The following is a 25562-nucleotide window of genomic DNA, read 5'->3' on the forward strand; positions in this document are numbered from 1 at the left end:
TCCAGGACAGACCCGCAAGCTTAGACCTGTAACAACGTGGCATGCTAGCCCTGTCCACAGCTGTCACACGACTGCAATAATTCCGTTATCTAATGCGCCCCAAGACAGTTAAATGACAAGAGGTTCGAGCATGGTTGGCAGGAGCATTCTGATCGTTGACGACGAAGCGCCTATTCGCGAAATGATCGCCGTTGCATTGGAAATGGCCGGCTATGACTGCATGGAAGCAGAGAACTCTCAGCAAGCCCATGCAATCATTGTCGACCGCAAGCCGGACCTTATTCTGCTCGACTGGATGCTGCCCGGCACATCAGGCATCGAGCTGGCTCGCCGCCTCAAGCGTGACGAGCTGACCTGCGACATTCCAATCATCATGCTCACGGCCAAGGGCGAGGAAGACAACAAGATCCAGGGCCTGGAAGTCGGTGCCGATGACTACATCACCAAACCCTTTTCGCCACGCGAACTGGTCGCACGCTTGAAAGCCGTGCTGCGTCGCGCCGGTCCGACGGATGGCGAATCGCCGATTGAAGTGGGTGGTCTGTTGCTTGATCCAATCAGTCATCGGGTCACCATCGACGGCAAGCCTGCGGAAATGGGGCCGACCGAATACCGTTTGCTGCAATTCTTCATGACCCATCAGGAACGCGCCTACACGCGCGGCCAACTGCTGGACCAGGTCTGGGGTGGCAATGTCTATGTCGAAGAACGCACCGTTGATGTTCATATCCGTCGCCTGCGCAAAGCCCTCGGCGATGCCTACGAAAATCTGGTACAAACCGTGCGCGGCACGGGTTATCGGTTTTCCACCAAGAATTGATTGCCGTTTTGTTAGCAGACAGCGCAACCGCGAAGCCCGCGCTCGACAAGGATGTGCTTTCAATTGAATCAAAACTGGTATGGCACCCTGATCCGCCACATGTTGATGCTGGTTACGGCCGCTCTCGTGGCCGGCCTGATCAGCAATCAATATGGCTGGAGCCTGGCAATCGGACTGGGGCTTTATCTGGCCTGGACCCTCAAGCAGCTATTGCGCCTGCATGACTGGCTGAGCAGTCATAAAGCCGATGAGCCGCCGCCGGATGGCTACGGTTTGTGGGGCGAGGTCTTCGACAGCATCTATCATCTGCAACGCCGCGACCAACGGGTGCGCGGGCGGCTGCAAGCGGTGATCGACCGCGTTCAGGAATCCACGGCGGCCCTCAGAGATGCCGTGATCATGCTCGACAGCGAAGGCAATCTTGAGTGGTGGAACCGCGCCGCCGAGACACTGCTCGGGCTCAAGACTCCGCAGGACAGCGGCCAGTCGGTGAGCAACCTGGTGCGCCATCCGCGCTTCAAGGAGTATTTCGAGCAGGGCAACTATGCCGAACCGCTGGAAATCCCCTCGCCGACCAACGATCGGATGCGCATTCAGCTATTGATTACCCGCTACGGCAATAACGAGCATTTGATGCTGGTCCGTGACGTCACGCGGATTCATCAACTGGAGCAGATGCGCAAAGATTTCGTCGCCAACGTTTCCCATGAGTTGCGCACGCCGCTGACGGTGATTTTCGGCTATCTGGAAACCCTGCTCGACAACGTCGAAGAGGTGAATCCGCGCTGGGTCCGCGCCCTGCAACAGATGCATCAACAAGGCGGCCGTATGCAAACGCTGCTCAATGATTTGCTGTTGCTGGCCAAACTTGAAGCCACTGACTATCCGTCAGACAGCTATCCCATCGAAGTGGACACGCTGCTCAAGACGATCAAGGGTGATGCGCAGGCGCTGTCGGCCAACAAGAATCAGCAGATCAGCCTTAACATCGAAAGCGAAGTGCAGCTCAAGGGCAGCGAAACCGAGCTGCGCAGTGCATTCTCCAATCTGATCTTCAATGCGGTGAAATATACGCCGGCCGAAGGCACGATCCACATTCGCTGGTGGGCCGACGAGCATGGCGCGCATTTGAGCGTGCAGGATTCGGGGATCGGCATCGAAACCAAGCATCTGCCCCGCCTCACCGAACGCTTCTATCGCGTGGATTCCAGCCGTGCGTCGAATACCGGCGGCACCGGGCTGGGCCTGGCAATCGTCAAGCATGTGCTGCTGCGCCATCGCGGCACACTGGAAATCAACAGCGTACCGGGCAAGGGCAGCGTTTTTATCTGCCATTTTCCGGCCATCCAGCTGATCAATCCCTGAAGCGCGACTAGGCAAGCTGGCTTCTAGCCGCTACATTGCCGTTCTTATGCCCTCGATCCTGATGCGGCAGCCTTCTTCTTCAGTCATAACGGAACCTGTAAACCTCCACCATGGACCCATCCCCTAGTTTTAACTTCGCGTCACTTTTCGCCGACTTCGGCATGATTCTCTTCGCAATGGTTCTGGTCTTGCTCAACGGCTTTTTCGTTGCGGCAGAATTCGCCATGGTCAAACTTCGTTCGACCCGGGTCGAAGCCATTGCTGAAAAAAACGGCTGGCGCGGACATATCCTGCGCACCGTACACAGCCAGCTGGACGCTTATCTGTCGGCTTGCCAGCTCGGTATCACCCTCGCTTCCCTCGGCCTGGGCTGGGTCGGCGAACCGGCGTTCGCGCACCTGCTGGCGCCGCTGCTGAGCGCCGTGGGCGTGGACTCGCCGGAAGTGGTCAAAGGCGTGTCGTTCTTCTCCGCCTTCTTCATCATTTCTTACCTGCACATTGTGGTCGGCGAACTGGCCCCCAAATCCTGGGCCATTCGCAAACCCGAGCTGCTGTCGCTTTGGACGGCCGTGCCGCTGTACCTGTTTTACTGGGCCATGTACCCGGCGATCTATCTGCTCAACGCCAGCGCCAACGGCATTTTGCGCATTGCAGGCCAGGGCGAACCCGGCCCGCATCACGAGCACAGCTATAGCCGCGAAGAATTGAAGCTGATCCTGCATTCCAGCCGTGGCCAGGACCCGAGCGACCAAGGCATGCGCGTGCTGGCGTCGGCGGTGGAAATGGGCGAGCTGGAAGTGGTCGACTGGGCCAACTCCCGTGAAGACCTGGTGACCCTGGATTTCAACGCGCCACTCAAGGAAATTCTCGCGCTGTTTCGTCGCCACAAGTTCAGCCGCTATCCGGTCTACGACGCGGTACGTGGCGAATTCGTCGGTCTGTTGCACATCAAGGATCTGCTGCTGGAGCTGGCCGCGCTGGATCACATTCCCGAATCGTTCAATCTGGCCGAGCTGACGCGCCCGCTGGAGCGCGTCTCCAAGCACATGCCGCTCTCGCGTCTGCTGGAACAGTTCCGTCAGGGCGGCGCGCATTTTGCGCTGGTGGAGGAAGCCGACGGCAAGATCATCGGTTACCTGACCATGGAGGACGTGCTGGAAGTGCTGGTCGGCGACATTCAGGACGAACACCGCAAGGTCGAGCGCGGCATCCTCGCGTATCAACCGGGCAAGCTGCTGGTGCGTGGTGACACGCCACTGTTCAAGGTCGAGCGCCTGCTGGGCATCGATCTGGACCACGTGGAAGCCGAAACCCTGGCTGGCCTGATCTACGAAAGCCTCAAACGGGTGCCGGAAGTCGAGGAAGTCATGGAAGTCGAAGGGCTGCGCATCATCATCAAGAAGATGAAAGGCCCGAAAATCGTGCTGGCCAAAGTGGTCAAGATCGATTGATGGCCTGACTCAATTCAACCGTGGGAGCGAGCTTGCTCGCGAAGGCATAGGGTCAGCCTGATGTATCTATTCGCGAGCAAGCTCGCTCCCACAGGTGAAATGCGGCCATCCTGTGGGACCGGATTTATCCGGGAAGGCGTCGGTGCAGACACCACATCTGCGGCGTCTGTGGGTTGCCCTCAAACATAGAGTCTCCCACAGGTTCTTCAACCCTCAATTCCCGCCCACCGCAAAGTTGGGCAGGCTTTGTACCGGTTGGGCGAATTCGTAGGGGATGGATTCCAGCGCCAGACCGACGTTGCGCTGGATCACGAAATGGAGGTGCGGGCCGGTGCTGTTGCCGGTGTTGCCGGAGCGCGCCAGTGCGCTGCCGACACTGACATGCTGACCTTCCTTGACGCTCACCGAACCTTTCATCAAGTGCAGATAGACGCCCATCGTGCCGTCGTCGTGCAGGATGCGCACGAAGTTGCCTGAAGCGTTTGATCCCTTGCCACTCTGCTCATTCTCGGTCTTGATCACCACGCCGCCCCGCGCCGCGACAATGGGCGTGCCTTCGGGCATGGCAATGTCCATGGCGTACCGGCCCTTGGCACCGAAATGGCTGTATTTGCCGTTCGGCCCCTGACTCAGTCGAAACGGTCCACCAATCCACGGCAGTGGATAGCGGTAAGCCAGGCTCGAACGCTGGGGATCCCCCACGATGGAGCGCAGGCTGGTCTTGTAACTCATGGCCCGACTGGCCACCTGCGGACTCAACACCACCAGCCGCTCGTTACTGCGCGGGGCAATGGTGCGCCGGATGGATCGGTCCGACACGCCGAGCACATTCTTCACACCGGAAAGCTTGAGTTCGACTTCAACCGGCGCGTACAGATCGTTGCGCACGTACAGGCTGTCCACGCCCTTTTCTTTCTTGGTGGTCAGACGTACCTGACGCTCGATGTGCTCAACCATGCGATCGCGAAACACCATCACCGACGCGCCCGGTGTCGGCCGGTCGGTAAACGACACGACGCCATTGGCATCGGTGAATTTATAGATAGTGACGGCCCCGGCCGATTGGGCGGCCAGCAACAGAGCACACAAGATCAATAAGCGCTCAAGCATGGGATTCAGTCTGGGTTGTAAAGAAGTTGGGCCAGCCTACCAGTGATCCGTGCAGATGAGGACTTAGCTGTTTCAATCGGTAATAGAAGGAGCGTCAAGGAAATCGCGCCAGATGCTGAGTGGAGCGTTTTGGCGCGAGGCTCGCCCGCGAAGGCCTCGTTCGCAGGCAAGCCTCGCCAACGGATCTGCACGTACAGCCGATGCATTTGCGTCTACTGGAATGCCGTCTTCCCGGCTAAAGCCGGTCCCACAGTGGGACCGGCTTTAGCCGGGAAGACGTCAGTTCAGACAATACGTCTGGCGCCTGGCGGTTGCCCCCAGACATAGAATCTCCAACAGGTTTCAGCCGCCCGGCACAAAGTGCTTCTGAGCGGTGCCACGCGCAATCAGGCGGGACACGTAGTCCAGCTTTTGCGCATCCTGGTCAGTAAAGCGGAAGGTCAATTGCAGCCAGTCGCTGTCGGGCTTCTGCTCAAAGGCCACAATGGCGTGCAGATAGCCGTTAAGGCGTGCAACTTCAGCGTTTTCGCCCTGCTCCAGATCAAGCACTGCCTGTTCAAGGATCTGCGGCAGGCTGTCGGTGCGGCGCACGATCAGCAAAGCTTCCTTGAGTGTCAGGGCCTTGATCACACACTGCTGAATGCCGCTGGACAGACGCAACTGGCCTTGCCCACGACCCGTTGGCGCTTGTGCAGGCGCTGCCGCGACCACTGGAGGCGGCTTGGCGATGCCGGCCGAGGCGCTTGCTGCCGGCCTGATGACTTCGGCTCTGCCACCCGTGAGCGCGCTGAGCGACTCATTGATGGGCGATGCCATCCGGCTTGGGGCGCTGGTCATCACGGCATCGAGTTTGCCGACCCTGGCCAACGCCTTCTTGACCTTGCTCAGCAGCTGTTCATTGGTGAACGGCTTACCGACGAAATCGGTAACGCCTGCCTGGATGGCCTGTACGACGTTTTCCTTGTCGCCACGGCTGGTCACCATGATGAACGGCACAGTCTTCAGATAGCCGTCCTGCTGGCGACACCAGGTCAGCAGCTCAAGGCCTGACATTTCCGGCATTTCCCAGTCGCACAGAATCAGGTCGAAGCTCTCCCGGGTCAACATCGTCTGGGCCTTGCGACCATTGACGGCGTCTTCGGTATGAATCCCGGGAAAATAATTGCGTAGGCCTTTCTTTACCAGATCGCGAATGAAAGTCGCGTCATCCACAATCAATACACTGACTTTACTCATCGACGCTCCTGCGGGCGTGTCCGCCATGACTGGCGAACCGCGGTGATGCTGACACGCCCTTTATTTCGGCAAGCATAGCGCTGGCTGATGGCCAGCGGCCAAACTGTTGACGACGCCAGGACATTTAATTCGCGGGCGGCTGAAAAATTCAAAGCCGGAGAATGCAAAACGCCCAGCATGCTGGGCGTTTTTTTTCGCAGGCAGTCTTATTTATCGTCAGGTTGGGCCGGAACATTAGGAGTTTCGGTCGATATACCCTGCACTTCTTCTTTCATGCGCTTGAGGCCCATGTGGCGCACGTCGGTGCCGCGCACCAGATAGATGACCAGCTCGGAAATATTGCGCGCATGGTCGCCGATGCGTTCCAGCGAGCGCAGCACCCAGATCACGTTGAGAACCCGGGAAATGGAGCGCGGGTCTTCCATCATGTACGTCGCCAGCTCACGTAGCGCGGTCTTGTATTCGCGGTCGATGATCTTGTCGTATTGGGCAACCGACAAGGCCAGCTCGGCGTCGAAGCGCGCAAAGGAGTCCAGCGCATCACGGACCATGTTGCGGACCTGATCGCCGATGTGCCGCACTTCGACGTAACCGCGCGGCGATTCGCCTTCTTCGCACAGCTGGATGGCGCGACGGGCGATCTTGGTGGCTTCGTCACCGATGCGCTCCAGGTCGATCACCGACTTGGAGATGCTGATGATCAGGCGCAGGTCCGAGGCCGCGGGCTGCCGACGGGCAAGAATGCGCAGGCATTCCTCGTCGATATTGCGCTCCATCTGATTGATGCGGTCGTCAACCTCACGAACCCGCTGGGCCAGCCCCGAATCGGCTTCGATCAAGGCGGTCACCGCATCATTGACCTGCTTCTCGACCAATCCGCCCATTTCGAGCAAATGGCTACGCACTTCTTCGAGCTCGGCGTTGAACTGTTGTGAGATGTGATGCGTGAGGCTGTCTTTATGGATCATGCTTGGTGTCCTTGGAACGTCCGATTGAGTGCAAAAACGCAGCGGTGGTTCAGGGGCTGACGAAGCACATCTCACCTAGCCATAACGACCGGTGATGTAGTCTTCCGTCTGTTTTTTCGCCGGATTGGTGAACAGTGTGTCTGTATCACCGAACTCGACGAGTTTGCCCATGTACATGAATGCGGTGTAATCCGAGACCCGCGCCGCCTGCTGCATGTTGTGGGTAACGATCACAATGGTGTATTTGGATTTCAGTTCGTAGATCAGTTCTTCGACTTTTAGCGTCGAAATCGGATCAAGCGCCGAACAGGGTTCGTCCAGCAGCAACACTTCAGGCTCGACCGCAATAGTGCGAGCGATGACCAGACGTTGCTGCTGACCGCCGGACAAGCCCAAAGCGGACTCGTGCAGGCGATCCTTGACCTCGTCCCACAACGCTGCACCCTTGAGCGCCCATTCCACGGCCTCATCGAGCACGCGTTTCTTGTTGATGCCCTGAATCCGCAAGCCGTAGACCACGTTTTCGTAGATGGTCTTGGGGAACGGATTGGGCTTCTGGAACACCATGCCGACGCGGCGGCGCAGTTCGGCAACATCTTCGCCCTTGCGATAGATGTCATGGCCCCACAAGTTGATTTCACCGTCCACACGGCAGCCATCCACCAGATCATTCATGCGATTGAACGTGCGCAGCAGCGTTGACTTGCCACAACCGGACGGACCGATGAACGCCGTCACGCGTTGCTTGGGAATATTCAGGCTGATATCGAACAGCGCCTGTTTGCCGTCGTAAAACAGATTCAGCCCCGGCACTTCGATGGCCACGGTTTCGTCGGCCAGATGCAGGCTTTGTCGCTTGCGTCCCAGTGTCGTCATGTTGACACCGTGGGTCGGGTTGTCTTGCTGCATGGATTGCTCCCTACGCTAACCATTCTGTTCATCGAACCGCCCTCCTTCTGTGAGGGAGCGGTGCTGTTGCAAATCAGCTGTCCAGCGCTTTGTATTTCTCGCGCAGGTGGTTACGAATCGCCACCGCAGACAGGTTGAGCAAGGCGATCACCAATACCAGCAGCAACGCCGTGGCGTACACCAGCGGACGCGCGGCCTCGACATTCGGGCTTTGGAAGCCGACGTCGTAAATATGGAAACCCAGGTGCATGATCTTCTGGTCCAGATGCAGATAAGGGTAGTTGCCATCCACCGGCAGCGACGGTGCCAGCTTGACCACACCCACCAGCATCAGCGGCGCCACTTCACCAGCGGCGCGGGCCACGGCGAGAATCAGGCCAGTCATCATCGCCGGGCTGGCCATGGGCAAAACGATCTTCCACAGGGTTTCAGCCTTGGTTGCGCCCAGCGCCAGCGAGCCTTCGCGCAACGTACGCGGTATGCGCGCCAGGCCTTCTTCGGTGGCGACGATCACCACCGGCACGGCCAGCAGCGCCAGCGTCAAGGACGCCCAGAGCAAGCCCGGCGTGCCGAAGGTCGGCGCAGGCAAGGCTTCGGGGAAGAACAGCCGATCCAGCGAACCACCCAGCACATAAACGAAGAAACCCAGGCCGAACACGCCATAGACAATCGCCGGAACGCCGGCCAGATTGTTCACGGCGATTCTGATCAGGCGCGTCACCGGGCCTTGCCGGGCGTATTCGCGCAGATAAACCGCCGCCAACACGCCAAATGGGGTAACGATCACCGCCATGATCAAAGTCATCATCACGGTGCCGAAAATCGCCGGGAAGATCCCGCCTTCGGTATTGGCTTCACGCGGGTCTTCGCTGAGGAATTCCCAGAGTTTCTTGAAGTAGAAGCCGAGCTTGGTAAACGTACCCATCGCATTGGGCTGGTACGCATGCACCACTTTGCCAAGGCTGATTTCGACTTCTTTGCCGTTGGCATCCCGCGCGGTCAGGCTGTCGCGGTCGAAGGCGGTGTGCAGCGCACCCAGTTGCGCTTCGATGTCTTTATAGCGATGGTCCAGCTCCGCGCGCTCGCTGGCCATGTCGGCCTGGGCTTGCGGGTCCAGCTTGCCTTCCAGCTCCAGTTTGCGAGCCTGCAGGCGCAAGCGTTCAATGCCGTGGTTGATGGCGCCGATGTCTTTCTTTTCCAGCCCGTTCAATTCACGAGCCAGACCATTGATGCGCTGGATGCGTTCCTGCAAGGTCGGCCAGGCCGCTTCGCCTTCAGCAACGACTTTGCCGTTTTCCTTCACGTTGACCAGATAACCGTAGAAGTTGCCCCACTCGCGGCGTTCCAGGGTCATCAGTTCCGGCGGTTTGCTCTGCTCGGTCAACCATTCGCCCACCACCCAGGTGAAATCACTGGGGTTGAGGTCGCGATTGCCGACCTTGACCAGCTCGCGGGTCATGAATTCCGGGCCTGCATCGGGCACCGGCAAGCCTGAGCCTTTCAAGCGTGCGCGCGGCACTTGTTCCTGCTCGACCACTTCACCGATCAGAACATGCTTTTCCTGATTGGGTACGTCGTACTGCGCGTAGGTCAGGTCCGCCGGCCAGAAATGCCCGAGGCCGCGCACGGCGATGACCGCCAGCAGGCCGATGGTCATGATCACGGCAATGGAGACGGCACCCGCACTCATCCAGACGCCGGGGGCGCCGCTTTTGAACCAGCTCTTGAGGGAGTTCTTTTTCACGAACTTCTACCTTCCTTAGAGAGACGAGTATTGCTTGCGCAGACGCTGACGAATCAGCTCCGCCAAGGTGTTCATCACGAACGTGAACGTCAGCAGCACCAGGGCTGCGAGGAACAACACTCGATAATGACTGCCTCCCACTTCCGACTCCGGCATCTCCACCGCGACGTTCGCCGCCAGCGTGCGCATGCCTTCAAACAGGTTCATGTCCATGATCGGCGTGTTGCCGGTGGCCATCAGGACAATCATGGTTTCGCCCACTGCACGGCCCATACCGATCATCAGCGCCGAGAACATCCCCGGGCTGGCGGTGAGGATGACCACGCGGGTCAGGGTTTGCCACGGCGTGGCGCCCAGCGCCAGCGAGCCAAGCGTCAGGCCGCGCGGCACGCTGAACACCGCGTCCTCGGCAATCGAATAAATATTGGGGATGACCGCGAAACCCATGGCGATGCCGACCACCAGCGCGTTGCGCTGATCGTAGGTAATGCCCAGGTCATTGGAGATCCACATACGCATGTCGCCGCCGAAGAACCAGTTCTCCAGATGCGGACTCATGCCCAGCGACGCCCAGCCAATCAGCAGCACTACCGGCAGCAGAATCGCGCTTTCCCAGCCATCGGGGACGCGCAGACGAATCGAATCAGGCAAGCGGCTCCAGGCGAAACCGGCCACCAGAATGCCAATCGGGGTCAGCAGCAACAGGCTGAAAATCCCCGGCAAATGCCCTTCCAGATACGGTGCCAGGAACAGCCCGGCGAAGAAGCCGAGAATCACCGTCGGCATGGCTTCCATCAGTTCGATCACCGGCTTGACCTTGCGGCGCATCCCCGGTGCCATGAAGTAAGCGGTATAGATTGCTGCCGCAATGGCCAGCGGCGCGGCGAGCAACATGGCGTAGAACGCAGCTTTCAGCGTGCCATACGTCAGTGGCGCGAGGCTCAGCTTGGGTTCGAAGTCGCTGTTGGAAGCCGTGGACTGCCAGACGTATTTGGGCTCGTCGTAGTTTTCGTACCAGACCTTGCCCCACAGTGAACTCCAGGACACTTCCGGGTGCGGATTTTTCAGGATCATCGGCAATAACGCACCGCCCTGCTCGACCACGATGCGATCCGCGCGCGGCGACATGGCAAAGATTCCGGCGCCGTCGGCCACCTGATCGACCAGCAAGGTGCGATGCGCCGTGCTGTGGAACACGCCGAGCTTGCCGGAGGCATCCAGCGCGATGAAGCCCTTGCGCCGTTGTTCAGCGGTGATTTTCACGATGGGCGTGGTGCCCATCCGGAAATCGCGGATGTGCATGAAACGTTGTTCGCCATCGACGTCGCGGGCCATGAACCACTGGGCCATGCTGCCTTTGGAGTTGCCGATAACCAGCGAGATACCGCCCACCAGTTGCGTGCTGGCGGTGATTTCGGCGTTGCCGTCTTCAAGCAGTTTGTAGCGGCCATTGAGCGTGCGGTCGCGCAGGCTGAACACGTCCGCTTGTGCGCGGCCGTTGATCACATAGAGCCATTGCTGGCGCGGATCGATGTAGATCGCTTTGACGGCGGCCGACATCTGCGGCAATTCAATACGGCTCAACTCGCTGCTGAGCTCGCCGGTCATCATGTTTTGTTTGCGCTCAAGGGACAGCACGTGCAGCTCGGATCCCGTCGAACCGGCTATCAACAGGCTTTCCCCGTTGGCGTTGAGGCTGACATGCTCCAGCGCACGCCCCTGTCCATCCAGCACCAGCGGCGCTTCGCCGTAGGGCCAGCTGATGGTCGGCGAGATGGTTTTCTTGTTGTCCGGGTAAGTAACCGGATAGTTGTGCTTGAACACCAGCACCTGTCCGTTGGACAACCCAAGAGCAATCAGCGGCGTACCAGGCTGATCTTCGCCAAGCGAGGCAACGCTGACCCCTTCGGCCAGCGGCAAGCGGATGCGCTTGAGTTCAGCCCCGTCCTGAATGCTGAAGAACACCGCTTCGCCCTTATCGGAAATCCGCATGCCGACCTGATTCTGTTCCTCGATGGACAGCATCAGCGGCTTGCCGGCGTCGTTCAGCCAGGCGGGTTTGACCGGGGTTTCCTGAGTCAGGCTCGCGCCTTGAAACAGCGGTGCCACGACGTAGGCCAGATAAAAGAAGATCAGGGTAATTGCCGCAAGCACGGCAAGGCCGCCGATGGCCACGTACCAACGGGTCAAGCGGTCCTTGAAAGCACGCACGCGGCGCTTGCGCTGCATCTGCGGCGTATTGAAATCAATGCGCTTGGCGGGTGAATTCTGATTCATCGAAGGCTTGGCCAAATCATTCATGCGCACACCCTAGCGGTCCTGTATGACAAAAACATTACAGCGAGGTGACGCAAAAAAGCCCGCCACCCACGATCCTGGCAGCGGACTGTACAGTTAATAGCGAAGCCTGATTCAAGCAAGCCTCGTCGGGTTCACGCTTATTTCGCCGCGACTGCACCTTCCTGCAAGCCCAGATCCGCCAATGCCTTGGCTACGACCTTCGATGGCAGCGGAATATAGCCGTCTTTCATGACCACTTCCTGACCTTGGCGAGACAACACCAGCTTGATGAATTCGGCTTCCAGCGGCGCCAATGGCTTGTTCGGTGCCTTATTAACATAGACATAAAGGAAGCGCGCCAGCGGATAGGTGCCGTTGAGCGCGTTGGCCTCGTTGTCTTCGACAAACTCGGCGCCTTCTTTCTTGGCCAGCGGCACTGTGCGCACACTGGACGTTTTATAACCGATGCCCGAATAACCGATGCCGTTCAGCGAACTGCTGATGGAGCTGACCACCGAAGCCGAGCCGGGTTGTTCATTGACGTTGGCCTTGAAGTCACCTTTGCAGAGCGCTTCTTCCTTGAAGTAGCCATAAGTGCCGGACACCGAGTTGCGACCAAACAATTGAATCGGCTTGCCTGCCAGGTCGCCGGTAACTCCGACGTCGGCCCAGGTCTTGGCATCAGTCTTGGCACCGCACAGACGCGTGACGGAGAAAATCGCGTCCACTTGCGCCATGGTCAGGCCTTTGATCGGGTTGTCCTTGTGTACGAAAACCGCCAGCGCATCGACCGCAACCGGGATCGCCGTAGGTTTGTAGCCGTGCCGTTGCTCGAAGGCCGACAGTTCACCGTCCTTCATCTTGCGGCTCATCGGCCCAAGGTTGGCGGTGCCTTCGGTCAAGGCAGGAGGCGCAGTGGAAGAACCCGCCGCCTGAATCTGAATGTTCACGCTGGGATATTCTTTTTTGTAGGCCTCGGCCCACAAGGTCATGAGATTCGCCAGGGTATCGGAACCCACACTGGACAGATTGCCCGACACGCCGGAGGTCTTCACATAAGGCTTGATCGCAGGATCAACAGCGGCAAAGGAATGGGCAGTCGCCACGCCAGCGGCTACGAAGGTCAGTGCAGTCATCAAACGCTTGAGTTTCATACCTTGCTCCGAGCGAGGTGAGTCAAAAAATCCGTGACCGTCAGTATTGGCGGGCCGCGTGACGACTTTATGAAAAGATTGTGACAATTAAATGAAAGGCCGCCACTCGTTTCCAAGTGGCGGCCTTTTATCTGCAGCGATGCGAAGTGCGTAATGCCGCTTAGCGTTTTTTGCTCAACAAATACACACCCAGCGCCATACCCATGCAGCACAGCGCCGCGACATACCACGCCGGCCCCATCGGGCTGGACTTGAGCATGAAGGTCACGACCATCGGTGTCAGACCGCCGAAGATGGCGTAGGACAGGTTGTAGGAGAACGACAGACCCGAGAAGCGCACCGCTGCCGGGAATGCCTTGACCATCACGTATGGCACCGCGCCGATGGTGCCGACGAACAGACCGGTTACCGCGTACAGCGGGAACAACCAGTCCGGATGCGCGCCGAGGCTGTGATACAGCGTCCAGGAACTGATCAGCAAACCGAGGCTGCCCAACAGGAACACCCAACCCGCGCCGAAACGGTCGGCCAGCGCACCGGCCGCCACGCAACCCAGGCTCAGGAAGACAATCGCCAGGCTGTTGGCTTTCAACGCAACAGCAGCCGGGAAGCCGAAGGTCGCGCTTTGCAGAATGGTCGGGGTCATCAGAATGACCACAATGATGCCCGCCGACAGCAGCCAGGTCAGCAGCATCGAAATGGCGACGGCGCCGCGATGATCACGCAACACAGCCTTGAGCGGCACTTCGTCGGCCAAGGCCTTGCGCAGTTGCAGCTCGGCAAACACCGGCGTTTCGTGCAGCCAGCGACGCAGGTAAACCGACAACAGGCCAAATACGCCGCCGAGCAGGAACGGGATACGCCAGGCGAAGTCGGCGACTTCAATCGGGGTGTAGATGCTGTTGATAAAGGTAGCGACCAGCGAGCCCAGCAAAATCCCGGCGGTCAGGCCGCAGGTCAGCGTGCCGCAGGCGTAACCGATATGCCGCGCAGGAACGTGTTCGGAGACGAACACCCAGGCGCCTGGCACTTCGCCGCCAATCGCCGCACCTTGAATAACGCGCATCAGCAACAGCAGGATGGGTGCCCACATGCCGATTTGTGCGTAAGTCGGTAACAAACCCATGATCAGGGTAGGGACCGCCATCATGAAAATGCTCAGGGTGAACATTTTCTTGCGCCCCAGCAGGTCGCCGAAGTGCGCCATGATGATGCCGCCCAGCGGTCGAGCCAGATAACCGGCAGCAAAGATGCCGAAGGTCTGCATCATGCGCAGCCATTCGGGCATGTCCACGGGGAAGAACAGCTTGCCGACCACGGTCGCGAAAAACACGAAAATGATGAAATCGTAGAATTCCAGCGCGCCGCCCAATGCGGACAGCGACAACGTCTTGTAGTCGTTACGGGTCAGCGGGCGCGAGGGCTGCGCGGTACTTGAGGGCACTGTTGACATGGCAAGGCTTCTTCTCTTGTGAACATCTCTTTTATGGGTAAGCGATAGCAATGCTGACTGCGGCGGGGTGGCGTGCAGAAGCGATTCTCTCAGGCAAGAGGTGCAGATAGGCACCAAAATTGCGTGATACAAGCAGTCATGCCGCCTGATCGGGTCCGGCACGATAGCAAATTGTTTCAAAAAGCACACAGATAGAAGCTGCAAGTGGTCTAAATCGCCAGTCAACGGGTCGTAGCCTGACGCGTCGCCCGATATACTCGCAGACCGCGAATTGCTACATCTTGTGTGAAAACGTATCGGGGTACTGTGCGAAATCAACTGTCCGACAGCCGCTTTCGCAGAGTTTCCCTTCAGACGCCTCGCCCCATCAACCGGGTCGTGTCGAGCGTCTGTCCACCGCGGCAAAGACTTAAGCGTCATGGGTCAGAGGCACCCTATGCATGATCGAGCTCGAACAAGAAGATCCAATTCCACAAGGCGACCTGGCCTTGCAAATCACCGCATTGCCCCGTGAAACAAATGGTTTCGGCGATATTTTCGGCGGCTGGCTGGTGTCCCAGATGGACCTGGCTGGCACCGCAATGGCCAGCAAGGTCGCGGGCGGGCGCGTTGCGACAGTCGCTATCGACCGCATGGCGTTTCTGGTGCCGGTTGCCGTTGGCGCGCAGTTGTCCTTCTACACCCAGGCCCTGGAAATCGGCCGCAGCTCCATCCAGATGATGGTTGAAGTGTGGAGCGATGACCCGCTGTCCAGCGAATGGCGCAAGGTTACTGAAGCAGTGTTCGTGTTCGTTGCCATCGACGGCAGCGGTCGCACGCGTTCAGTCCCCGCGCGGCGGTAATTTGCCGCACCTGAGGCATGCAGTGGCCGCTTCACGGTAAACTCGACGACTTTTGCACGGTCTACTACTGTCACCGTCCTTGAGCGAGAACTTACCTATGCCAACGCCCCAGGTTGAAACCGTCACTATCGATGAGCTGAATTGCTGGCGCATCCGTCACGGCGACGCCGAGCTGGTTGTTGCCCAGCAAGGCGCGCACATCGTCAGTTATCAGGTTGACGGCCAACCGCCGCTGATCTGGCCCAACGAGCAAGCCGCGTTCAAAAAAGGCAAAGCGATTCGCGGCGGCATGCCGGTTTGCTGGCCCTGGTTTGGCAACCTTGAGCGCAATCCGCAAAGTGTCCAGGCCATGCGCCACAGCGACGAACCGGCCAAAGCCCACGGTGAAGTGCGGGCCATTGATTGGGAATTGCTGGGGGTTGGCGAAGATGGCGACGCGCTGCTCGTCGAGTTCATCCAGCCCCTGGCCGAAGGTCAGTTGCCGGGTTGGCCGCATAACGTGGCGCTCAAGCTGAGCATTCGCCTGGATGAAGCGCTGAACGTCAGCCTCGTCAGTTACAACAGCGGCAGCGAAACCGTGAGCTTCAGCCAGGCATTGCACAGCTACTTCGCTGTCAGCGATGTCCGCGAGATCAGCATCAAAGGCCTCGACGGCCTGCGCTATATCGAAACCCTGGAAAACTGGGAAGCGCGCGAGCAATCCGGCGAACTGCAATTTGCTGGCGAGACCGACCGCATCTACCTCGACACTCCCGACATGCTGAGCATCGTCGACCCGCAATGGCAGCGCAAAATCCACATTTGCACCAGCGGCTCGAAGTCAGCCGTGGTGTGGAACCCGTGGACGGAAAAAACCAAAAAGTTTGACGACATGGCCGCTGATGGCTGGCAAGGCATGGTCTGCGTCGAAACCGCCAACGTGCTGGACGACATCGTGACGCTCGCGCCGGATGAGATGCATGTGTTGGCGCTTAGCGTGTGGGCTGAGGCGATCGAAGCCTGAAATAAGTAATCAGCCGGGAAGACGGAATATCTGGCAAAAAAATGCCGTGAATGTCCCAATCTCTTCCCGGCTAAAGCCGGTCCCACAGAATTCGGGCTAAAGATCCGCCTCAACCACAACCCGCACCTTCGCCGCTTCCATTGCGTAAGCCGCATCCGCCAGATCATTACTGACCTTCTCGACTTTCAGCGTGCCGATCACCCAAAGCGGTGTGTAGATGTCGTCGATTTTCAGGCCTTTCGGGTAACGCACCAGGACGAGCTGGTTCGGCGGCGGTGGTGGCACGTGGATGCAGGCGCCTGGATATGGCACCAGGAAAAATAACGTGCTGCGGCCTTTCGCGTCGGTTTCCAGCGGAACCGGATAACCACCCAGACGAATCTCTCTGCCATTCATGGTCGGCACAGTCTTGGCCGAATACATCACCGCGGGCAGACCTTTGCTCTGCTTCAAGCCGCCCTTGCTGTCGAACGTTCCCTGCGCTTCGGGCGAGTTGTGGTCGATTTCGGGCATGGCCTCAAGGGCTTTTTGATCCGACTTGGGCATCAGTTCCAGCCAGTCGGTTTCGGGAATTTCAGCGTGTGCCAGGCCGCAGGTCAGCAGCACAGCAATAAAAAGAAGACGTCGCATTGGCAAGCTCGGCTAGGGGAAGTTGAAACAAGCCCGGCATTCTAGCCCTCTACGCGCCGAGTGCGCAGAGGGCCAGCTACTGACTGTCAGTTCTTTCTGATCAGGCCGTACAGCACCAGCAGCACAACTGCGCCAACCAGCGCGCCGAGGAAACCTGCGCCCTCGCCTGCCTGATAGATACCCAAAGCCTGGCCACCGTAAGTTGCTGCCAGAGAGCCACCGATACCCAACAGAATGGTCATGATCCAACCCATGCTGTCATCACCTGGCTTAAGGAAGCGAGCCAGCAGGCCCACGATCAAGCCAATGAAGATGGTTCCAATAATACCCATGTCATTCCCTCTGTATGAATTGGACACACCAAAGTGCAGATAAGACGCTTGGTGTCCTGCCATCTGAGAACGTACAGCCCAGAATGGTTCCACACTATAGGCGTTGCATTGCAATTTGATGGGGCGTAAATCGGCGGAGGAAGCAGCGTGCAGATGAATCAGCCCGACCTCCCGTTGCAGGAGGCCAGGTATTGGTGACCAGCAATCAGCCTTTGATCAGCGCTTCGACCAACTTCACCTGACGATCCAGGGTTGCACGGTCGGCGCTGCGCACAGTCGCATGACCCACTTTGCGACCGACCTTGAAAGCCTTGCCGTAGTGGTGCAAATGGCAATCGTCGATGGCGATGACTTTATCCACCGCTGGCACTTCACCGATGAAGTTGAGCATCGCGCTCTCGCCTATCTTGGCGGTTGAGCCCAACGGCAAACCCGCTACTGCCCGAAGATGGTTCTCGAACTGGCTGCATTCGGCGCCTTCGGTGGTCCAGTGCCCGGAGTTATGCACGCGCGGTGCGATTTCATTGGCTTTCAGGCCGCCGTCGACTTCGAAGAACTCGAATGCCAGCACACCAACGTAATCCAGCTGCTTGAGCACGCGACCGGCGTAATCTTCAGCCAGCGCCTGCAACGGGTGATCGGTGCTGGCGATGGAAATGCGCAGGATGCCGTTGTCGTGGGTGTTGTGCACCAGTGGATAGAAGCGTGTTTCGCCATCGCGAGCACGTACCGCGATCAGCGAGACTTCGCCAGTGAACGGCACGAAGCCTTCCAGCAGGCAGGCAACGCTGCCCAGCTCGGCGAAGGTTCCGGCGACATCGGCCTGGGTGCGCAGTACTTTCTGGCCCTTGCCGTCGTAACCCAAGGTGCGGGTTTTCAGCACCGCAGGCAGGCCAATGCTGGCGACTGCTGCGTCCAGATCCGCCTGGGACTGGATGTCGGCGAACTCAGGCGTGGGAATGCCCAGGTCCTTGAACATGCTCTTCTCGAACCAGCGATCACGGGCGATGCGCAAGGCTTCGGCGCTCGGGTAGACCGGCACGAACTGCGACAGGAACGCCACGGTTTCGGCGGGCACGCTTTCGAACTCGAAGGTGACCAGATCCACTTCATCGGCCAACTGGCGCAGGTGATCCTGATCGCCGTAATCGGCGCGTAAATGTTCGCCCAGCGCAGCCGCGCAAGCGTCTGGCGCCGGGTCCAGGAATGCGAAATTCATCCCCAGCGGGGTGCCTGCCAACGCCAACATGCGACCCAACTGGCCGCCACCGATTACACCGATCTTCATGGAAAAACCTCAGGCGTCGCGCGGGTCTGGATTGTCCAGGACGCTGTCTGTCTGCTCAGCGCGGAATTTCTTCAGCACTGCGTGGAATTGAGGATGCTTGGCGCCCAGGATGCTCGCCGACAACAATGCGGCGTTGATCGCGCCAGCCTTGCCGATGGCCAGGGTCGCAACCGGAATACCCGCAGGCATCTGCACGATGGACAACAGGGAATCGACACCGGACAGCATCGAAGACTGCACCGGAACGCCGAGTACCGGCAGGTGCGTCTTGGCCGCACACATGCCCGGCAAATGCGCCGCGCCGCCCGCGCCCGCGATGATGACTTCAATGCCACGGCCTTCGGCCTGCTCGGCGTACTGGAACAGCAAATCCGGTGTCCGGTGGGCCGAAACCACTTTGACTTCAAATGGAATGCCGAGCTTTTCCAGCATGTCGGCGGTGTGGCTAAGGGTGGACCAATCGGACTTGGAGCCCATGATCACGCCAACCAGTGCGCTCATCGTCGTGCCTCTTCATCGGGCGCCCGCAGGCGCGTCAAAAAACAAACAAGCCACGCGGGAGACCGGCGTGGCTTGCTGTACGAATAATGACCGATCGAACCGGCCAAAGGCCGCGCAGTATACCGTAAAGCTGACAGATGACAGCCCCCTTCACGACCATCTGCATGCAGGCGGTTTTCGGGCTCGTTCAGGTGCACGGCTGGCCGACACACATTGCAACCAACATCCTACGTACCCGATCCTGAGCTTATGACTGTAGCTGTCGAACCCGTGAACTTTATAACCGGGGCTGGTTGTATTTAACTTTGCTTATTCCGTTATGGATTGACGGATTCCCACTTTTAAAAACACAAACCAGTTAATGGACCCACTCAAATGAAAATGGATTTTCAGAAACCGATGATGCTGCTTCTTGTACTTTTTGCCCTGCTCTGGCAACCCGCTGTTGCAGATAATCCACGGGAGAGGCACCCGATTTTTCTTACTGTGTTCCTGCACGACGATATCCCCCAGGCCGAGCGCCAGACTATTCGCCGCGATTATTTTGTCTGGCTGCTCAAAGACCTTGAAAGCGTCAGCGGACGCACGGTTTACCTGGATTTTGTCGAGCGCCGAGGGGCGCTCACGGCCTTTTCTTATCAGGGTGAAGACGATGCAAGAGCGCTTGGCAATTGGACACGGTTGGTCGATCAATACATTGATGAGAATAATCGCCCAAGGGTGAGCACTCAGAAATACTTGCTTCTAACCCGCAACAGAATCAATGAATCCACCTTGGGTCTTACCCGGTCCGGCCATTTTGCGGCAATCGCATCGATGGCAACCTACACAGCGCCAGCCCATGAAATAGGTCATATGTTCGGCGGCAGCCACGAAGCGTCGGAAGTCATCTACAAGGACGGCTGGTGGTGCGAAACAAACATCACGCCAACGCGCCTGAACCTTAGAGCCAATTGCTACCTCTACAGTGATCAAAACAGAAAGATCATGCTCGGCTATTTAAACAAGGCACCTTGAAGTGACGCCTGGGCCGCTCGATTACACAAGCAATCGAGCGGCCCACTTCAACTCTGCTCCTGCGCCGCCCCGCCTTCCAGCTTGCGCCAAAGCAGGCGCACGTTGGCCTTGCGCACCAGTGCGCAACGATAAAGCCGAATCTCCAGCGGCACCTGCCATTGCGCGCCGCCGCAGACCACCAGTTCGCCCCGCGCCAGCTCGGCACGCACGCTTAACTGCGGCACCCATGCGATGCCCAGACCTTCCAGAGCCATGCTTTTCAGGCTGTCGGCCATGGCGGTTTCATAGACCGTCGTGAAGCGCAGGCTGCGTTGACGCAACAGCAGATTCACCGAACGGCCCAGAAAAGCGCCGGCGCTGTAGGCCAATAACGGCACGCTGCCTTCGCCTTCCAGATCAAACAGCGGCTTGCCCTCAGCGTCCGCCGCGCAGACCGGCAGCATTTGCGTATCGCCAAGGTGCAGCCACGGGAAAATTTCGGCGTCCATTTGCAAAGCAGCGTCCGGGTCGTAGAACGCCAGCATCAGATCGCAGCCGCCTTCACGCAAGGCATGCACCGCATCACCGACGTTGGTCGCCACCAGTCGCGTGGCGATGTTCAAGCCTTCGTTGCGCAATTGGGCAATCCAGCGCGGGAAGAAACCCAGCGCCAGCGAGTGCGCGGCAGCAACCTGCATGACTTCACCCTGCCCGCCTTCCAGGTGATGCAAATGCCGCAGCACCTCGCCCAATTGTTCGACCACGGTGCGCGCCGTAACCAGAAACAGCTGGCCGGCGGCGGTCAGCTCAATGGGCGTGCGCGAGCGATTGACCAGCGTCAGCCCCAACGCGGCTTCCAGGCTGCGAATGCGCCGACTGAACGCCGGCTGCGTGACGAAGCGCCGCTCGGCAGCCTGTGAAAAGCTGCGAGTGGCGGCCAGGGCACTGAAGTCCTCAAGCCATTTGCTTTCCAGATTCATCGGGTTCTCCGGGGCCATTGCTTGTCAAAAAGTTTTTGAGAAACCGTGGGAGCGAGCTTGCTCGCGAAAGGGCTTATACAGCTGGCAAATCTACCAATCTGAACCATTGCCTTCGCGAGCAAGCTCGCTCCCACAAATAAACATCGCAACGCTTCACACGTTCGTCACATCTTGCGCGTCACAACCACATTATGCCGATTGTGCATGGGCCAGCGGTTAACAGCATTGGTCAAGTTTAGCCTGAAAGCCCAGTATTCGAAGCGCTCCGGCATGTCCCATGCCCTTTTTGAGATTATCTCTATCATGTCCTCGCCTGCATCATCGCGCATCGAAAAAGACCTGCTTGGTGTTCTCGAAGTACCCGCTGACGCGTATTACGGTATTCAGACCCTGCGAGCGGTGAACAATTTTCACCTCTCCGGCGTTCCGCTTTCCCACTACCCGAAGCTGGTTGTAGCGCTGGCGATGGTCAAGCAGGCAGCCGCCGATGCCAACCATCAGCTGGGCCACCTCAATGCGACCAAGCATGCAGCGATCAGCGAGGCGTGTGCGCGTTTGATCCGTGGCGATTTCCACGATCAATTCGTGGTGGACATGATTCAAGGCGGCGCTGGCACTTCGACCAACATGAATGCCAACGAAGTGATCGCCAACATCGCCCTTGAAGCGATGGGCCTTGAGAAAGGCGATTACAACCAGTTGCACCCGAATAACGACGTGAACATGGCGCAGTCGACCAACGATGCTTACCCGACGGCCATTCGCCTGGGTCTGCTGCTGGGTCACGACGCCCTGCTCGCCAGCCTCGACAGCCTGATCCAGGCGTTCGCGGCCAAGGGCCAGGAATTCAACCACGTGCTGAAAATGGGTCGTACCCAGTTGCAGGACGCTGTGCCGATGACCCTCGGCCAGGAATTCCGCGCCTTCGCCACCACACTCAACGAAGACCTGAACCGCCTGCGCAGCCTCGCGCCGGAGCTGCTCACCGAAGTGAACCTGGGCGGCACCGCCATCGGCACCGGCATCAACGCCGATCCGGGCTATCAGCACCTGGCTGTTTCGCGCCTGGCGACCATCAGCGGTCAACCGTTGGTTCCGGCGGCCGACTTGATCGAAGCCACGTCCGACATGGGCGCCTTCGTGCTGTTCTCCGGCATGCTCAAGCGCACTGCGGTCAAGCTGTCGAAGATCTGCAACGACTTGCGCCTGCTGTCCAGCGGCCCACGCACCGGTATCAACGAAATCAACCTGCCAGCGCGTCAACCCGGCAGCTCGATCATGCCCGGCAAGGTCAACCCGGTTATCCCGGAAGCGGTCAATCAGGTGGCCTTCGAAATCATCGGCAACGACCTGGCGCTGACCATGGCGGCTGAAGGCGGCCAATTGCAGCTCAACGTGATGGAGCCGCTGATTGCCTACAAGATTTTCGACTCGATCCGCTTGCTGCAACGCGCCATGGACATGCTGCGCGAGCACTGCATCGTCGGCATCACCGCCAACGAAGCACGCTGCCGTGAACTGGTGGAACACTCCATCGGACTTGTCACTGCGCTGAACCCATACATCGGGTACGAAAACGCCACGCGTATCGCCCGAATTGCCCTGGAAAGCGGTCGGGGCGTTCTGGAACTGGTGCGCGAAGAAGGCTTGCTCGATGACGCCATGCTGGCCGACATCCTGCGCCCGGAAAACATGATCGCTCCACGCCTTGTGCCGCTGAAGGCATAACGCAATCCGTTTTACGCACCACGCTCACCAGGCTGAGGGCCTAGACACCCCTCTCCCTTTTGAGGGTCCAGAGATCATTCTCTCGGACCCTTTTTTTTACCCGCAAAACCGAAAGCGGCTACAAACCTCAAGGAAGTCAGTGCGTTACAAAAAGGAAACCGATTGCAGACGCAACACCAGCGCACCGGTATAGTGCGCGCCCCCTAAAAACAACAGCGAGGATTTACCAATGCTTGAAGTCATCAACGACTTCCTCTCGGGCAAAGTGCTGATCGTACTGATCGTAGGGCTAGGCAGCTATTTCACGATTCGTTCGCGATTCGTGCAGTTCCGCCACTTTTTCCATATGTTTGCCGTTTTTCGGGACAGCCTGCGCAGCAGCTCGGGCCAGCTCAGTTCATTCCAGGCATTGATGCTCAGCCTTGCCGGCCGCGTCGGCGCGGGGAACATTGCCGGTGTCGGCATAGCCGTCACCATGGGCGGCCCGGGGGCCGTGTTCTGGATGTGGGTCACCGCACTGGTCGGCATGGCCAGCAGCTTCTTCGAATGCTCGCTGGGTCAGCTGTACAAACGTTGCGACTCCGAAGGCCAGTATCGCGGCGGTCCGTCGTATTACATCCAGCACGGTCTGGGCAAACGCTGGCTGGGCATGGTCATGGCGGTTTTGCTGCTGGTGACCTTCGGCTTCGCGTTCAACGGCCTGCAATCCCACGCCGTGACCGACTCGCTGAACGCTGCATTCGGCATTGACCCGCTCAAGACCGGGATTGCCCTGGCGGCGTTGCTGGGTCTGGTGTTCGTCGGCGGGATCAAGCGTATCGCGGCCATCGCTGACTTGCTGGTTCCGGTCAAGACGCTGGTTTACATCGCCGTCACCATTTACGTCATCGTGCTGCAGTTCGACCATGTTCCGGCCATGCTGGAAACCATCGTCAAGAGCGCCTTCGGTCTGGACCCGGTATTCGGCGGCCTGATCGGCAGCGCCATCGTGATGGGCGTGAAGCGCGGCGTATTCGCCAACGAAGCGGGTCTGGGCAGCGCGCCCAATGTGGCGGCGGTAGCACAAGTCGAGCACCCGGTTGCACAAGGTGTGGTCCAGGCATTCAGCGTGTTCCTCGATACCTTCGTGATCTGCACCTGTACCGCCTTGCTGATTCTGCTCTCGGGTTTCTACACGCCCGGCTTCGAAGGCAACGGCATCGCTTTGACCCAGAACTCCCTGGCGGCAGTGGTCGGCGACTGGGGCCGGATGTTCATCAGCGTCGCGCTGGCGTTGTTCGTGTTCACCTCGATCCTCTACAACTACTATCTGGGCGAAAACAGCCTGCGCTTCCTGATCGGCGAGAGCCGCAAGGCATTGATCGGCTATCGTGCGCTGGTGTTGGTGCTGATCATGTGGGGCGCTGTGGAAAACCTCGGTACTGTGTTTGCGTTCGCCGACATCACCATGACCTTGCTGGCCTTCGTTAACCTGATTGCGTTGGCGATGCTGTTTAAAGTGGGGATGCGTATCCTGCGGGACTACGACGACCAGCGTAAGGCGGGGATCAAGACGCCAGTGTTCGATTCGAGCAAGTTCCCGGATCTGGATCTGGACCTCAAGGCCTGGCCGAAAAACCCGACCGTTCAGGCTGAAGCCGAAACGGCGGTTGCCGGCAAGCCCGTCACCGACGCCCGTTAATCATCCGGCAGGCTTTGCCGGCCTGCCGTTTGTTTGATCACTCAGAGGAAAAGCGTATGCATCGCGAAGCTCGAAACGTCATGGTCCTCTACACCGGCGGCACGATTGGCATGCAAGCCACTGCCAATGGCCTGGCTCCGGCATCGGGCTTTGATGCGCGAATGGCCGAGCAATTGGCTGATCAGCCCGAGCTGGTCGTTCCGCAGTGGCGCTTTCGCGAGATGTCGCCGCTGATCGACAGCGCCAACATGACGCCGTCCTACTGGCTGCGCCTGCGCGAAGCGGTGGTCGAAGCCGTTGATGTCGATGGCTGCGATGCGGTGCTGGTGCTGCATGGCACCGATACCCTGGCCTACAGCGCGGCGGCGCTGGGTTTCCAGTTGTTGGGACTCGACGCGCCGGTGGTATTCACCGGGTCCATGCTGCCAGCGGGCGCGCCCGGCAGCGATGCCTGGGAAAACGTCAACTGTGCCTTGCTCGCCCTGGGTAAAGGTCTCGCGCCGGGAGTGCATCTGTACTTCCACGGCGAACTGCTGGCACCGACACGCTGCGCGAAAATCCGCAGCTTCGGACGCCATCCTTTCGCTGCGCTGAATCGCTCCCATGGCGGCGAGTCCGCCTATCCGCGCCCTGCACAGCTGGATTACCGTCAGCCAAAAACCCTGGCCAGCGTTGCCGTCCTGCCGCTGTTCCCCGGTATCGGCGCCGCTCAGGTGGATGCCATCATCGAAAGCGGTATTCAGGGGCTGGTGCTGGAATGCTTCGGCAGCGGCACCGGGCCGAGTCATGACGCCCAGTTCCTTGCAAGCCTCGACCGGGCCTACCGTCGCGGGATCTGCGTCGTGGCGATCACTCAATGCCATGAAGGTGGTGTCGAGCTGGACGTCTACGAAGCAGGCAGCCTTTTGCGTGGAGTCGGCGTGCTGTCCGGCGGCGGCATGACCCGCGAAGCGGCGCTGGGCAAACTGCATGCATTGCTGGGTTCAGGGCTGGATACCGAACAGGTGCGGCAGTTGGTTGAGCGGGATTTGTGTGGGGAACTGCGTTAAACAGCAGATTGCCGGCAGCCAGGGATGTAGGACTTGTCCCTG

The 25562-nt window shown here is 58.9% G+C and carries 22 protein-coding genes; 9 read left to right on the forward strand and 13 right to left on the reverse strand.

The genetic code is table 11. From position 1 onward, the window contains the following. The first annotated feature begins 130 nt into the window (after positions 1 to 130). From phoB to ACP7E4_RS20655, 3 genes are all read left to right on the forward strand, one after another. The gene (gene phoB, locus ACP7E4_RS20645) at positions 131 to 820 is read left to right on the forward strand and encodes a phosphate regulon transcriptional regulator PhoB (RefSeq protein ID WP_020291598.1); all 690 of its coding nucleotides are present in this window, start codon (positions 131 to 133) and stop codon (positions 818 to 820) included. A gap of 51 nt (positions 821 to 871) precedes the next feature. Beyond that, complete coding sequence (gene phoR / locus ACP7E4_RS20650) at positions 872 to 2185, forward strand: phosphate regulon sensor histidine kinase PhoR (RefSeq protein ID WP_426118191.1); 1314 nt, start codon at positions 872 to 874, stop codon at positions 2183 to 2185. A 110-nt stretch (positions 2186 to 2295) separates the two neighbouring features. Then, entirely contained in the window at positions 2296 to 3636 is a 1341-nt protein-coding gene (locus ACP7E4_RS20655; protein WP_331149753.1) for a hemolysin family protein, read from the forward strand. Positions 3637 to 3849: 213 nt separating this feature from the next. On the opposite strand, the gene ACP7E4_RS20660 is transcribed toward ACP7E4_RS20655, so the two are convergent. From ACP7E4_RS20660 to ACP7E4_RS20695, 8 genes are all read right to left on the reverse strand, one after another. After that, positions 3850 to 4746: a peptidoglycan DD-metalloendopeptidase family protein gene (locus tag ACP7E4_RS20660; protein ID WP_426118189.1), complete on the reverse strand. Its 897-nt coding sequence runs from the start codon at positions 4744 to 4746 to the stop codon at positions 3850 to 3852. Between the two features lie 342 nt (positions 4747 to 5088). After that, positions 5089 to 5982 carry a response regulator gene (locus ACP7E4_RS20665; RefSeq protein ID WP_426118187.1) on the reverse strand — a complete coding sequence of 298 codons (894 nt, stop codon included), beginning with the start codon at positions 5980 to 5982 and terminating at the stop codon, positions 5089 to 5091. A gap of 206 nt (positions 5983 to 6188) precedes the next feature. Next, a complete protein-coding gene (gene phoU, locus ACP7E4_RS20670) occupies positions 6189 to 6950 on the reverse strand; it encodes a phosphate signaling complex protein PhoU (RefSeq protein ID WP_426118185.1) in 762 nt (253 codons plus the stop codon). Between the two features lie 75 nt (positions 6951 to 7025). Then, complete coding sequence (gene pstB / locus ACP7E4_RS20675; RefSeq protein WP_426118184.1) at positions 7026 to 7859, reverse strand: phosphate ABC transporter ATP-binding protein PstB; 834 nt, start codon at positions 7857 to 7859, stop codon at positions 7026 to 7028. A 73-nt stretch (positions 7860 to 7932) separates the two neighbouring features. Next, complete coding sequence (gene pstA, locus ACP7E4_RS20680; protein WP_426118256.1) at positions 7933 to 9549, reverse strand: phosphate ABC transporter permease PstA; 1617 nt, start codon at positions 9547 to 9549, stop codon at positions 7933 to 7935. Positions 9550 to 9618: 69 nt separating this feature from the next. Continuing rightward, positions 9619 to 11904: an ABC transporter permease subunit gene (locus ACP7E4_RS20685; protein WP_426118182.1), complete on the reverse strand. Its 2286-nt coding sequence runs from the start codon at positions 11902 to 11904 to the stop codon at positions 9619 to 9621. A gap of 137 nt (positions 11905 to 12041) precedes the next feature. Next, the gene (locus tag ACP7E4_RS20690; protein ID WP_426118180.1) at positions 12042 to 13037 is read right to left on the reverse strand and encodes a phosphate ABC transporter substrate-binding protein PstS family protein; all 996 of its coding nucleotides are present in this window, start codon (positions 13035 to 13037) and stop codon (positions 12042 to 12044) included. 160 nt (positions 13038 to 13197) lie between these two features. After that, positions 13198 to 14490: an MFS transporter gene (locus tag ACP7E4_RS20695; protein WP_426118178.1), complete on the reverse strand. Its 1293-nt coding sequence runs from the start codon at positions 14488 to 14490 to the stop codon at positions 13198 to 13200. Positions 14491 to 14930: 440 nt separating this feature from the next. Between ACP7E4_RS20695 and ACP7E4_RS20700 the strand changes: the two genes are divergently transcribed. Together ACP7E4_RS20700 and ACP7E4_RS20705 are read left to right on the forward strand one after the other, a co-directional pair. Next, complete coding sequence (locus tag ACP7E4_RS20700; protein WP_020291610.1) at positions 14931 to 15332, forward strand: acyl-CoA thioesterase; 402 nt, start codon at positions 14931 to 14933, stop codon at positions 15330 to 15332. A 97-nt stretch (positions 15333 to 15429) separates the two neighbouring features. Continuing rightward, entirely contained in the window at positions 15430 to 16335 is a 906-nt protein-coding gene (locus tag ACP7E4_RS20705; RefSeq protein WP_426118177.1) for a D-hexose-6-phosphate mutarotase, read from the forward strand. Between the two features lie 96 nt (positions 16336 to 16431). On the opposite strand, the gene ACP7E4_RS20710 is transcribed toward ACP7E4_RS20705, so the two are convergent. From ACP7E4_RS20710 to purE, 4 genes are all read right to left on the reverse strand, one after another. Beyond that, a complete protein-coding gene (locus ACP7E4_RS20710; protein ID WP_426118176.1) occupies positions 16432 to 16965 on the reverse strand; it encodes a DUF3299 domain-containing protein in 534 nt (177 codons plus the stop codon). Between the two features lie 86 nt (positions 16966 to 17051). Next, positions 17052 to 17297: a GlsB/YeaQ/YmgE family stress response membrane protein gene (locus tag ACP7E4_RS20715; RefSeq protein WP_020291613.1), complete on the reverse strand. Its 246-nt coding sequence runs from the start codon at positions 17295 to 17297 to the stop codon at positions 17052 to 17054. Between the two features lie 205 nt (positions 17298 to 17502). Further along, the gene (locus ACP7E4_RS20720; protein WP_426118175.1) at positions 17503 to 18585 is read right to left on the reverse strand and encodes a 5-(carboxyamino)imidazole ribonucleotide synthase; all 1083 of its coding nucleotides are present in this window, start codon (positions 18583 to 18585) and stop codon (positions 17503 to 17505) included. A gap of 9 nt (positions 18586 to 18594) precedes the next feature. Next, on the reverse strand, positions 18595 to 19086 hold the full coding sequence (purE, locus tag ACP7E4_RS20725) for a 5-(carboxyamino)imidazole ribonucleotide mutase (protein ID WP_020291616.1): 492 nt from the start codon (positions 19084 to 19086) through the stop codon (positions 18595 to 18597). 375 nt (positions 19087 to 19461) lie between these two features. Here purE and ACP7E4_RS20730 point away from each other — a divergent pair, with 375 nt between their 5' ends. Then, positions 19462 to 20103, forward strand: a complete 642-nt coding sequence (locus ACP7E4_RS20730) for a hypothetical protein (RefSeq protein ID WP_426118174.1) — start codon at positions 19462 to 19464, stop codon at positions 20101 to 20103. A 47-nt stretch (positions 20104 to 20150) separates the two neighbouring features. Here the strand turns inward: ACP7E4_RS20730 and ACP7E4_RS20735 are convergent, their stop codons facing one another. Further along, complete coding sequence (locus ACP7E4_RS20735; RefSeq protein WP_426118173.1) at positions 20151 to 21062, reverse strand: LysR substrate-binding domain-containing protein; 912 nt, start codon at positions 21060 to 21062, stop codon at positions 20151 to 20153. A gap of 303 nt (positions 21063 to 21365) precedes the next feature. Here ACP7E4_RS20735 and aspA point away from each other — a divergent pair, with 303 nt between their 5' ends. The 3 genes from aspA (at position 21366) to ACP7E4_RS20750 (ending at position 25520) form a co-directional block, all read left to right on the forward strand. Beyond that, positions 21366 to 22790 (forward strand): aspartate ammonia-lyase, encoded by a 1425-nt coding sequence (gene aspA, locus ACP7E4_RS20740; protein WP_065833974.1) that lies wholly within the window; start codon positions 21366 to 21368, stop codon positions 22788 to 22790. A gap of 229 nt (positions 22791 to 23019) precedes the next feature. Next, positions 23020 to 24471 carry an alanine/glycine:cation symporter family protein gene (locus tag ACP7E4_RS20745; protein WP_426118172.1) on the forward strand — a complete coding sequence of 484 codons (1452 nt, stop codon included), beginning with the start codon at positions 23020 to 23022 and terminating at the stop codon, positions 24469 to 24471. Between the two features lie 56 nt (positions 24472 to 24527). Further along, complete coding sequence (locus tag ACP7E4_RS20750; protein WP_426118171.1) at positions 24528 to 25520, forward strand: asparaginase; 993 nt, start codon at positions 24528 to 24530, stop codon at positions 25518 to 25520. Positions 25521 to 25562 lie beyond the last annotated feature (42 nt).

Origin of the sequence: Pseudomonas sp. DSP3-2-3, from assembly GCF_049898225.1 — a bacterium.
In the GTDB taxonomy this organism is placed as follows: domain Bacteria; phylum Pseudomonadota; class Gammaproteobacteria; order Pseudomonadales; family Pseudomonadaceae; genus Aquipseudomonas.

What these genes read in the sequence shown, in the direction of transcription:
- ACP7E4_RS20655 (WP_331149753.1), top strand. Translation starts at nt 2,296, where the DNA reads ATGGACCCATCCCCTAGTTTTAACTTCGCGTCACTTTTCGCCGACTTC.
- ACP7E4_RS20710 (WP_426118176.1), bottom strand. Translation starts at nt 16,965, where the DNA reads ATGCGACGTCTTCTTTTTATTGCTGTGCTGCTGACCTGCGGCCTGGCA.
- phoR (WP_426118191.1), top strand. Translation starts at nt 872, where the DNA reads ATGTGCTTTCAATTGAATCAAAACTGGTATGGCACCCTGATCCGCCAC.
- ACP7E4_RS20705 (WP_426118177.1), top strand. Translation starts at nt 15,430, where the DNA reads ATGCCAACGCCCCAGGTTGAAACCGTCACTATCGATGAGCTGAATTGC.
- ACP7E4_RS20665 (WP_426118187.1), bottom strand. Translation starts at nt 5,982, where the DNA reads ATGAGTAAAGTCAGTGTATTGATTGTGGATGACGCGACTTTCATTCGC.
- ACP7E4_RS20735 (WP_426118173.1), bottom strand. Translation starts at nt 21,062, where the DNA reads ATGAATCTGGAAAGCAAATGGCTTGAGGACTTCAGTGCCCTGGCCGCC.
- ACP7E4_RS20690 (WP_426118180.1), bottom strand. Translation starts at nt 13,037, where the DNA reads ATGAAACTCAAGCGTTTGATGACTGCACTGACCTTCGTAGCCGCTGGC.
- phoB (WP_020291598.1), top strand. Translation starts at nt 131, where the DNA reads ATGGTTGGCAGGAGCATTCTGATCGTTGACGACGAAGCGCCTATTCGC.
- ACP7E4_RS20720 (WP_426118175.1), bottom strand. Translation starts at nt 18,585, where the DNA reads ATGAAGATCGGTGTAATCGGTGGCGGCCAGTTGGGTCGCATGTTGGCG.
- ACP7E4_RS20660 (WP_426118189.1), bottom strand. Translation starts at nt 4,746, where the DNA reads ATGCTTGAGCGCTTATTGATCTTGTGTGCTCTGTTGCTGGCCGCCCAA.
- ACP7E4_RS20715 (WP_020291613.1), bottom strand. Translation starts at nt 17,297, where the DNA reads ATGGGTATTATTGGAACCATCTTCATTGGCTTGATCGTGGGCCTGCTG.
- pstB (WP_426118184.1), bottom strand. Translation starts at nt 7,859, where the DNA reads ATGCAGCAAGACAACCCGACCCACGGTGTCAACATGACGACACTGGGA.
- ACP7E4_RS20730 (WP_426118174.1), top strand. Translation starts at nt 19,462, where the DNA reads ATGAAAATGGATTTTCAGAAACCGATGATGCTGCTTCTTGTACTTTTT.
- ACP7E4_RS20695 (WP_426118178.1), bottom strand. Translation starts at nt 14,490, where the DNA reads ATGTCAACAGTGCCCTCAAGTACCGCGCAGCCCTCGCGCCCGCTGACC.
- aspA (WP_065833974.1), top strand. Translation starts at nt 21,366, where the DNA reads ATGTCCTCGCCTGCATCATCGCGCATCGAAAAAGACCTGCTTGGTGTT.
- ACP7E4_RS20745 (WP_426118172.1), top strand. Translation starts at nt 23,020, where the DNA reads ATGCTTGAAGTCATCAACGACTTCCTCTCGGGCAAAGTGCTGATCGTA.
- ACP7E4_RS20700 (WP_020291610.1), top strand. Translation starts at nt 14,931, where the DNA reads ATGATCGAGCTCGAACAAGAAGATCCAATTCCACAAGGCGACCTGGCC.
- pstA (WP_426118256.1), bottom strand. Translation starts at nt 9,549, where the DNA reads ATGAGTGCGGGTGCCGTCTCCATTGCCGTGATCATGACCATCGGCCTG.
- phoU (WP_426118185.1), bottom strand. Translation starts at nt 6,950, where the DNA reads ATGATCCATAAAGACAGCCTCACGCATCACATCTCACAACAGTTCAAC.
- ACP7E4_RS20685 (WP_426118182.1), bottom strand. Translation starts at nt 11,904, where the DNA reads ATGAATGATTTGGCCAAGCCTTCGATGAATCAGAATTCACCCGCCAAG.
- ACP7E4_RS20750 (WP_426118171.1), top strand. Translation starts at nt 24,528, where the DNA reads ATGCATCGCGAAGCTCGAAACGTCATGGTCCTCTACACCGGCGGCACG.
- purE (WP_020291616.1), bottom strand. Translation starts at nt 19,086, where the DNA reads ATGAGCGCACTGGTTGGCGTGATCATGGGCTCCAAGTCCGATTGGTCC.